The organism is Rhodococcus sp. CX, assembly GCF_015865005.1.
Taxonomy (GTDB): Bacteria; Actinomycetota; Actinomycetes; order Mycobacteriales; family Mycobacteriaceae; genus Rhodococcus.
The window spans coordinates 1-7,833 of sequence record NZ_JADZGH010000151.1 but is presented as its reverse complement, the minus strand read 5'-3'; the positions used below and the strand labels follow the sequence as shown (position 1 = coordinate 7,833).

Genomic DNA, 7,833 nt, shown 5'->3' with positions numbered 1-7,833 from the left:
GCCGCAGCCCGCGGCGCCGGCGGACCCGACCCCGACGCTCCAGCCCGCATCCGAGGTCGCGCGACAGCCGCAGGCCCCGGAACTCCCGCCCGCACCGGCTGCCGAACCCACGCCACCGCCGCCGATGCCCGATCACCAGCCGTCGAGCCTCGACCTGGAATCGGGCGTGCTCGTCAAACGCTCCCGCCGGTCCCCGTCGGGTGGCTGGCGGCGCAGCGTGCACCGGCTGACCGGAGGCATCCTCAACCCCGGCGAGTCCACCGGCGAATCCCACCGGCAGGAGATGATCGACCGGATCCGTCAACCCATCGGCGGCGACTACCGCATCGCGGTGCTCTCGCTCAAGGGCGGCGTCGGAAAGACGACGACGACCGTCGGGCTCGGATCGACCTTCGCCTCGCTACGCGGGGACTGCGTGATCGCCGTCGACGCCAATCCCGATTTCGGGACGCTGGCCCAGCGGGTGCCGCAGCAGACGCGCTCGACCGTCCGGGATCTGCTCGCGGCCGCACCGAACATCGAGCGCTATTCGGATGTGCGGGCCCACACGTCGCAGGCGGCGAGCCGGCTCGAGGTGCTGGCCGGCGAACGCGACCCGGCCGTGTCGGAGGCGTTCAGTGAGTCGGACTATCGGCAGGTCGTCGAAATCCTGCAGGTCTACTACAACATCATCCTCACGGACTGCGGCACCGGCATCATGCACTCGGCGATGCGCGGGGTGCTCGACCTGGCGAACGCGCTGGTTCTGGTCAGCTCGCCCGCGATCGACGGTGCCCGTAGCGCCGCGGCGACCCTCGATTGGCTCGAACACCACGGGTTCGAGGAACTCGTCGCCCGCACCGTCGTCGTGATCAGCGCGGCCCGGCCGGGCGCGTCGAACATCGACATGGATGCCCTGACCGCGCATTTCCTGGCGCGTTGCCGGGCGGTGCAGGTGGTGCCGTTCGACGAGCACCTCGCCGAGGGCGCCGAACTGGATCTCGAGCTGCTGCGCCCGGCGACGCGACGGGCGTTCGTGGAACTCGCGGCGATGGTCGCCGACGATTTTCCGCCCGTGTCGGGCCGCCACGCCGTGCGATGGTGAGCGGGTGTCACACCGGTTCGAGCCGGATGATGGTGGGCCGGACCAGCGGTAGCGGGTCGAGGTAGTCGGCGCGGTCGCGGCGCAGACCCCAGTGCAGGCACGCCGCGACGGGGCAACCTTCGTGCCCGGGTTCGAGGGTGCCGATCGGTTCGCCGCGCGCGATGCGCCGGCCCGGCGTCACGCTCGCGGTGACCGGTTCGTAGGTGGTGCGCAGACCGCCCTCGTGGTCGATCGACACCACCGGCTTTCCGCCGACGACCCCGGCGAACACGACCGTGCCGGCCGCGGCGGACCGGACCACCTGCCCGATCGATCCCGACAGGTCGACGCCGCGATGTCCCGGAAGCCAGTCGTGTTCGGGCGGATCGAACGGCCGGGTCACCGAGGGGCGCGGCTGCAGCGGCCAGTCGTAGTCCGGCGACGCACCGTGCGCGGCCGGGGTGCATCCCGGTGCTGCCGTGAACCAGAGGACGGACGAGACGGCGAGCGCCGTGACGATTCTCATCCGTCGACAGTGATACGCCGGGGGGAGGCCGCAACAGACCGCTTCCCGCGATTGTGGACAACCCGGGCTCGGTCCACAGCCCCACCGCACGGCGCTCACCGGCCGGTTTACGGTGCGGCGGGCAGAGGCCGTACACTTGTCGGGCGGTCTGCGTACGCAGATCGACTTCGCGCGTCCGCGCGCCGATCGTGCTGCAAGTTGTCGGGCACATCGGAACATGGCCATCGGCTGGTCCCGCAAGGGTTCGGTGGGCATGCGGACGCCAGGGCGGGCAGCGTGCCCGCAGCAACCGAAACGAAAGGCAGAACACAGCTATGGCTGTCGTTACCATGAAGCAGCTGCTCGACAGCGGCGCACACTTCGGCCACCAGACCCGTCGCTGGAACCCGAAGATGAAGCGGTTCATCTTCACCGACCGCAACGGCATCTACATCATCGACCTGCAGCAGACGCTGACCTACATCGACAAGGCGTACGAGTTCGTCAAGGAGACCGTCGCCCACGGCGGCACGGTCCTGTTCGTCGGCACCAAGAAGCAGGCCCAGGAGTCCATCGCGGAAGAGGCGACCCGTGTCGGGATGCCCTACGTGAACCAGCGCTGGCTCGGCGGCATGCTCACCAACTTCTCCACCGTCCACAAGCGCCTGCAGCGCCTGAAGGAGCTGGAGTCGATGGAGCAGACCGGTGGCTTCGAGGGTCGCACCAAGAAGGAAATCCTCATGCTCACGCGTGAGAAGACCAAGCTGGAGCGCACGCTCGGCGGCATCCGGGACATGGCCAAGGTTCCGTCGGCCATCTGGGTCGTCGACACCAACAAGGAGCACATCGCCGTCGGTGAGGCTCGCAAGCTGAACATCCCCGTCATCGCGATCCTCGACACCAACTGCGACCCGGACCTCGTCGACTACCCGATCCCGGGCAACGACGACGCGATCCGTTCCGCGGCGCTGCTGACCAAGGTCGTCGCGTCCGCCGTCGCCGAGGGCGTGCAGGCCCGTGCCGGCCAGAGCGCCGACAAGGATGCCAAGCCCGAGGCCGGCGCCGGTGAGCCGCTCGCCGAGTGGGAGCAGGAGCTGCTCGCGCAGGCCACCCCGGCCGCCGAGACCGAGGCACCCGCCTCGGACGCAGCCCCCGAGGCCTGATCCGTTGCACGGCCCCGACCGCTCGATCGCGAGCTTCTGGTCGGGGCCGTTGCACTGCGGGCCGCCCGCGCGGCGTCGCCCGCACCCGATGAACTTTTCCTTCACACACAGGAGGCTCGCTTCCCATGGCGAACTACACCGCCGCCGACGTCAAGCGTCTCCGTGAGCTCACCGGCTCCGGAATGCTGGACTGCAAGAACGCTCTCGCCGACAACGACGGCGACTTCGACAAGGCCGTCGAGCAGCTGCGCATCAAGGGCGCCAAGGACGTGGGCAAGCGCGCCGAGCGCTCCACGGCCGAGGGCCTGGTCGTCGCCAAGGACGGCGTTCTGATCGAGCTCAACTCGGAGACCGACTTCGTCGCCAAGAACGACGAGTTCCAGGGTCTCGCGGACAAGATCGTCACCGCGGCCGCCGAGGCCCGCCCGGCGGACCTCGAGACCCTCAAGACCCTCGAGGTCGACGGCAAGACCGTCGCCACGCTGGTCGAGGAGCTTTCGGCCAAGATCGGCGAGAAGCTCGAGCTTCGTCGCGTCGCCGTCCTCGACGGCCCGGTCGCCGTCTACCTGCACAAGCGCGCCACCGACCTGCCGCCGGCCGTCGGCGTTCTCGTCGCCTACTCGGGCGAGGGCGACGCTGCCGCCGAGGCTGCTCGCGCCGCTGCAATGCAGGTCGCGGCCCTCAAGGCGAAGTACACGACTCGTGACGAGGTTCCCGAGGAGATCGTCGCCAACGAGCGTCGCATCGCCGAGGAGACCGCCAAGGCCGAGGGCAAGCCGGAGGCTGCTCTGCCGAAGATCGTCGAAGGCCGCGTCAACGGCTTCTTCAAGGACGTCGTGCTCCTCGAGCAGCCGTCCGTGACGGACTCGAAGAAGACCGTCAAGGCGATCCTCGACGAGGCCGGCGCCACGGTGTCCAGCTTCGTTCGCTTCGAGGTCGGCGCCAGCTAGACCCACCTGTTCCTCGACCCCGCCGGCCTCGTGCCGCGCGGGGTCGAGGCGCGTCACGGCCCGGCACGACACGGTCGTGACCCTCACGCCCCGGTCTCGGCCCCACGGTGGTGATGAGGCAGGATGAAAGGGCCGATCCTGCGCGATCCGCGATCCGTCTCAACCAGAGGAGAGCCATGTCCGACCACGCCCACGAACGGCCCGGTTTCCGCCGGGTGCTCCTCAAACTCGGTGGCGAGATGTTCGGCGGCGGGAAGGTCGGACTCGATCCGGACGTCGTGACGACGGTCGCGCAGCAGATCGCAGAGGTCGTCCGCAGCGGTGTCGAGGTCGCGGTCGTGATCGGTGGCGGCAACTTCTTCCGCGGTGCGGAACTGCAGCAGCGCGGCCTCGAGCGTGCCCGCTCCGACTACATGGGCATGCTCGGCACGGTCATGAATTCCCTTGCGCTGCAGGACTTCCTGGAGAAGGAAGGCATCGACACCCGTGTTCAGACGGCGATCACCATGGGACAGGTCGCCGAGCCGTACCTGCCGCTGCGTGCCCGCCGCCACCTCGAGAAGGGCCGCGTCGTGATCTTCGGCGCCGGCATGGGCATGCCCTACTTCTCCACCGACACCACCGCGGCGCAGCGCGCCCTCGAGATCGGCGCCGAGGTCGTGCTCATGGCCAAGGCCGTCGACGGTGTCTACTCCGCCGACCCGCGCGTCGACACCGACGCGACGCTGTTCACCGAGATCACCCACCGCGAGGTCATCGAGAAGGGCCTCAAGGTCGCCGACGCGACCGCCTTCAGCCTGTGCATGGACAACGACATGCCGATCATGGTCTTCAACCTGCTGACCAAGGGCAATATCGCCCGCGCCGTCGCCGGTGAGAAGATCGGAACACTCGTACGGTCATGATTGGACAACGGAACATGGAGGAACTGCCGTGATCGATGAAGCCCTCTTCGAGGCCGAGGAGAAGATGGAGAAGGCCGTCACGGTGGCCAAGGACGACCTCGGTGGCATCCGTACCGGTCGGGCCAACCCCGGCATGTTCAACCGCATCGTCGTCGACTACTACGGCGCGCCCACGCCGATCACCCAGATCGCCAGCATCAACGTGCCCGAGGCGCGCATGGTGATCGTCAAGCCCTACGAGGCATCGCAGCTGGGCGCGATCGAGACCGCGATCCGCAACTCGGACCTCGGCGTGAACCCCACCAACGACGGCAACATCATCCGCATCTCGGTTCCGCAGCTGACCGAGGAACGCCGCCGCGAACTGGTCAAGCAGGCCAAGGCCAAGGGTGAGGACGCGAAGGTCTCGGTGCGCAACGTCCGCCGCAAGGCCATGGACGAGCTGAACCGCATCCAGAAGGACGGTGAAGCCGGCGAGGACGAGGTGAACCGCGCGGAGAAGGACCTCGACAAGACCACCGCCAAGTACGTGGCGCAGATCGACGAGCTGGTCAAGCACAAGGAAGCCGAATTGATGGAGGTCTGACAGTGGGTCGAGCCGACGGGCCGTCCGGCCCGCAGCTTCCACTCGATTCCGGTGACGACAACGGAATCACACCCGCTGCTCCGGCTGCGGAACAAGCGGCCGCACCGGAGAAGGCATCCAAGGCCGGCCGAAATCTGCCGGCCGCGATCGGCGTGGGCGCCGCCCTCGGTGCCCTTGTCATCGGCATCCTGCTCTTCGCGCCGACCGCGTGGCTCGCGGTCGTCGCGTGCGCGATCGGGATCGCCACGTGGGAGGTCACCAAGCGACTGCGCGAGGCCGACGTCCGCGTCCCGCCGATCCCGCTGCTGGTCGGCGGGCAGGCGATGATCTGGCTCGGCTGGCCCTACGGCACCACGGGCGTGCTGGCGGCGTTCGCCGGCACCGTCGTCGTCTCCATGCTCTGGCGGCTGTTCCAGCGGGGTCTCTCCGCGCAGCCGCAGAACTATCTGCGCGACACCGCGGTCACCGTCTTCACGGCAGCGTGGCTGCCCCTGCTCGCGTCGTTCGCGACGCTGATGGTGCTCCAGGACCAGGGCGCGCAACGAGTGTTCTGCCTCATGATCGTGTGCGTGTCCTCCGACATCGGTGGCTACGCCGCCGGCGTGCTGTTCGGCAAGCACCCGATGGCCCCGGCGATCAGCCCGAAGAAGTCCTGGGAGGGCTTCGCCGGCTCGCTGATCGCGTGCGTCGTCGCGGGTGTGCTCACCGTGACGTTGATGCTCGACGCCGCGTGGTGGGTCGGCGTCCTGCTCGGGCTGCTGCTCGTGCTGTGCGCGACCGCCGGCGACCTCATCGAGTCGCAGGTCAAACGCGATCTCGGCATCAAGGACATGGGCACCCTCCTGCCCGGCCACGGCGGAATCATGGACCGGCTGGACTCGATCCTGCCGTCCGCCTTCGTCACCTGGCTGGTCCTCGCGGCATTTCTGTAGTGACCGTGCAACGGGCCGGGCGGGCGGTGCGGGAGAGCGGGGTGATCGCCAGCCCCAACATCTGGCACTGGCCCGCGGTCTACGAGGAGGAGAACCGCGCCCAGGACACCCGTGGCGCCGTGTACGCGGCGCTGCGGGAGGCCGTCGACTGGGCCGGAGCCGATGTCGTCGACGTCGGATGCGGCAGCGGGTTCCACCTGCCGATGTTCGCGCAGGAGGCGCGCACGGTCACCGGTGTCGAACCGCATCCGCCGCTCGTCGAACTCGGCCGCCGGCGCACGGCCGCCGACGAGACGATCACCGTGCTGCGCGGCGACGCGGAGCGACTGCCGCTCCCGGACGGCAGCGTCGACCTCGTGCACGCACGCACCGCGTACTTCTTCGGGCCCGGCTGCGGAGCGGGCATCACCGAGGCGCTGCGTGTGCTCCGTCCCGGTGGGGCCCTGGCCGTCGTGGACCTCGACGCGACCGCGCACCCTTACGGACGGTGGATGCGCGAGGACCTGCCGCACTACGATCCCCCCGCGGTCGAGGCGTTCTTCGCGGCTCAGGGCTTCGACCTGCGACGCATCGACACCGAGTGGGCATTTCCCGACCGGGCGAGCCTCGAACGCGTCCTCGGTATCGAATTCTCGCCGCGCATCGCGCAGCGGGCAGCCCGCGAAACGCAGGGCACCGGCCTGACCGTCCGCTACCGGCTGCACATCCGCCGCAAACCACGGGGCCTGGAACTGTGACGGCGCGTGGCGACCGGCCGACCTATCCGGAGATCGGGGCGACCGCGGGACCTCTCCCGGACGGTTACGACCGCGCCGTGCGCTCCCGCGTCATCGGTTCGGGCGAAGAGGCGTTCCACCGCGCAGCAGACCGGCTGCTCGGATGGCAGCTGCAGCGTCGCGCCGGTGCGGGGTTCCGGGCGGACTCGGCCACCGCGGTGCCCGGCGCGCGGGTGAGCGTGCGGGTCGGATGGGGTCCCGTCGGCATCACCGCACCGTGCGAGGTCGTGTACGTCGTGAACGAACCGCGTCGTCGGGGTTTCGCCTACGGCACCCTTCCCGGCCATCCGGTCCGGGGCGAGGAGTACTTCGGGGTGGAGTGGCGGGACGACGACACAGTCCTTCTGACGATCAAGGCGTTCTCCCGGCCGGCGACGTGGTGGGCGCGTGCGGGCGCTCCCGTCGCCCGGCGGGCTCAACGGCGCATCACCGACCGTTACCTCCGTTCCCTCGACGATTGTTCTTGATGCCGAAGGCGCGCGCCAGCCTCGTGATCTTCTTCGCCTTCGCCAGCCTCGGCAGGTCGCTGCCGTCCTGGACCCGGCTGCCGTCCTCGCCGAGCCGGTCGATCACCTCGTGCGCCCAGGTCACGTCGTCCGGGCTCGGGCTCAGCGCCGCATTCGCGTAGGCGGCCCGCTCCGGTGTCATGCACAGCTTCCCGGTCATCCCCATAGACCGGGTCAGCTCCGCCTCCTGGGTGAGCGTGGCGGGGTCGTCGGTGAGGGACGGGCCGTCGATCGGTCCCACCAGGCGCGCGGCCCGGCTCGCGATCACCAGCCGCGACCGCGGATACGTGAGGGCGAGCGGCGAGTCGCCGACACCGGTGTCGCGGCGGTAGTCGCCGCTGCCGAATACGAGCCGGAACGTTCCGTCGGCCCGCGCGATCTCCGGCGCCGCCTCGAGGCCCGTCGCGGACTCGATCAGCACGAGGATCCGGGTGTTCTCCGGTAGCC

Annotated in this window: 10 protein-coding genes; 8 read left to right on the top strand and 2 right to left on the bottom strand. The window is 69.4% G+C overall.

Annotated features, from left to right (window positions below):
• The coding region (locus I0Q12_RS16090) for a MinD/ParA family protein (protein WP_374068710.1) at positions 1-1,084 on the top strand (1,084 nt) is incomplete at its 5' end.
• A gap of 7 nt (positions 1,085-1,091) precedes the next feature.
• Here the strand turns inward: I0Q12_RS16090 and I0Q12_RS16085 are convergent.
• The gene (locus tag I0Q12_RS16085; protein WP_197252865.1) at positions 1,092-1,589 is read right to left on the bottom strand and encodes a M23 family metallopeptidase; all 498 of its coding nucleotides are present in this window, start codon (positions 1,587-1,589) and stop codon (positions 1,092-1,094) included.
• A 314-nt stretch (positions 1,590-1,903) separates the two neighbouring features.
• On the opposite strand from I0Q12_RS16085, the gene rpsB reads away from it, so the two are divergent.
• From rpsB to I0Q12_RS16050, 7 genes are all read left to right on the top strand, one after another.
• Positions 1,904-2,731 (top strand): 30S ribosomal protein S2, encoded by an 828-nt coding sequence (gene rpsB, locus I0Q12_RS16080; protein ID WP_197252864.1) that lies wholly within the window; start codon positions 1,904-1,906, stop codon positions 2,729-2,731.
• A 125-nt stretch (positions 2,732-2,856) separates the two neighbouring features.
• Positions 2,857-3,681, top strand: a complete 825-nt coding sequence (gene tsf / locus I0Q12_RS16075; protein WP_197252863.1) for a translation elongation factor Ts — start codon at positions 2,857-2,859, stop codon at positions 3,679-3,681.
• A 176-nt stretch (positions 3,682-3,857) separates the two neighbouring features.
• Positions 3,858-4,586 carry a UMP kinase gene (gene pyrH, locus I0Q12_RS16070; protein WP_197252862.1) on the top strand — a complete coding sequence of 243 codons (729 nt, stop codon included), beginning with the start codon at positions 3,858-3,860 and terminating at the stop codon, positions 4,584-4,586.
• Positions 4,587-4,614: 28 nt separating this feature from the next.
• Positions 4,615-5,172: a ribosome recycling factor gene (frr, locus tag I0Q12_RS16065; RefSeq protein ID WP_197252861.1), complete on the top strand. Its 558-nt coding sequence runs from the start codon at positions 4,615-4,617 to the stop codon at positions 5,170-5,172.
• The gene (locus I0Q12_RS16060) at positions 5,169-6,104 is read left to right on the top strand and encodes a phosphatidate cytidylyltransferase (RefSeq protein ID WP_374068711.1); all 936 of its coding nucleotides are present in this window, start codon (positions 5,169-5,171) and stop codon (positions 6,102-6,104) included. Before frr ends, I0Q12_RS16060 begins: the two co-directional genes overlap by 4 nt.
• 41 nt (positions 6,105-6,145) lie before the next feature.
• Positions 6,146-6,841 carry a class I SAM-dependent methyltransferase gene (locus tag I0Q12_RS16055; protein WP_197252867.1) on the top strand — a complete coding sequence of 232 codons (696 nt, stop codon included), beginning with the start codon at positions 6,146-6,148 and terminating at the stop codon, positions 6,839-6,841.
• Entirely contained in the window at positions 6,838-7,347 is a 510-nt protein-coding gene (locus I0Q12_RS16050; protein ID WP_197252859.1) for a DUF1990 domain-containing protein, read from the top strand. Before I0Q12_RS16055 ends, I0Q12_RS16050 begins: the two co-directional genes overlap by 4 nt.
• Here I0Q12_RS16050 and I0Q12_RS16045 read toward each other — a convergent pair.
• The coding region (locus I0Q12_RS16045; protein ID WP_231610785.1) for a CoA ester lyase at positions 7,307-7,833 on the bottom strand (527 nt) is incomplete at its 5' end. The genes I0Q12_RS16050 and I0Q12_RS16045 overlap by 41 nt on opposite strands.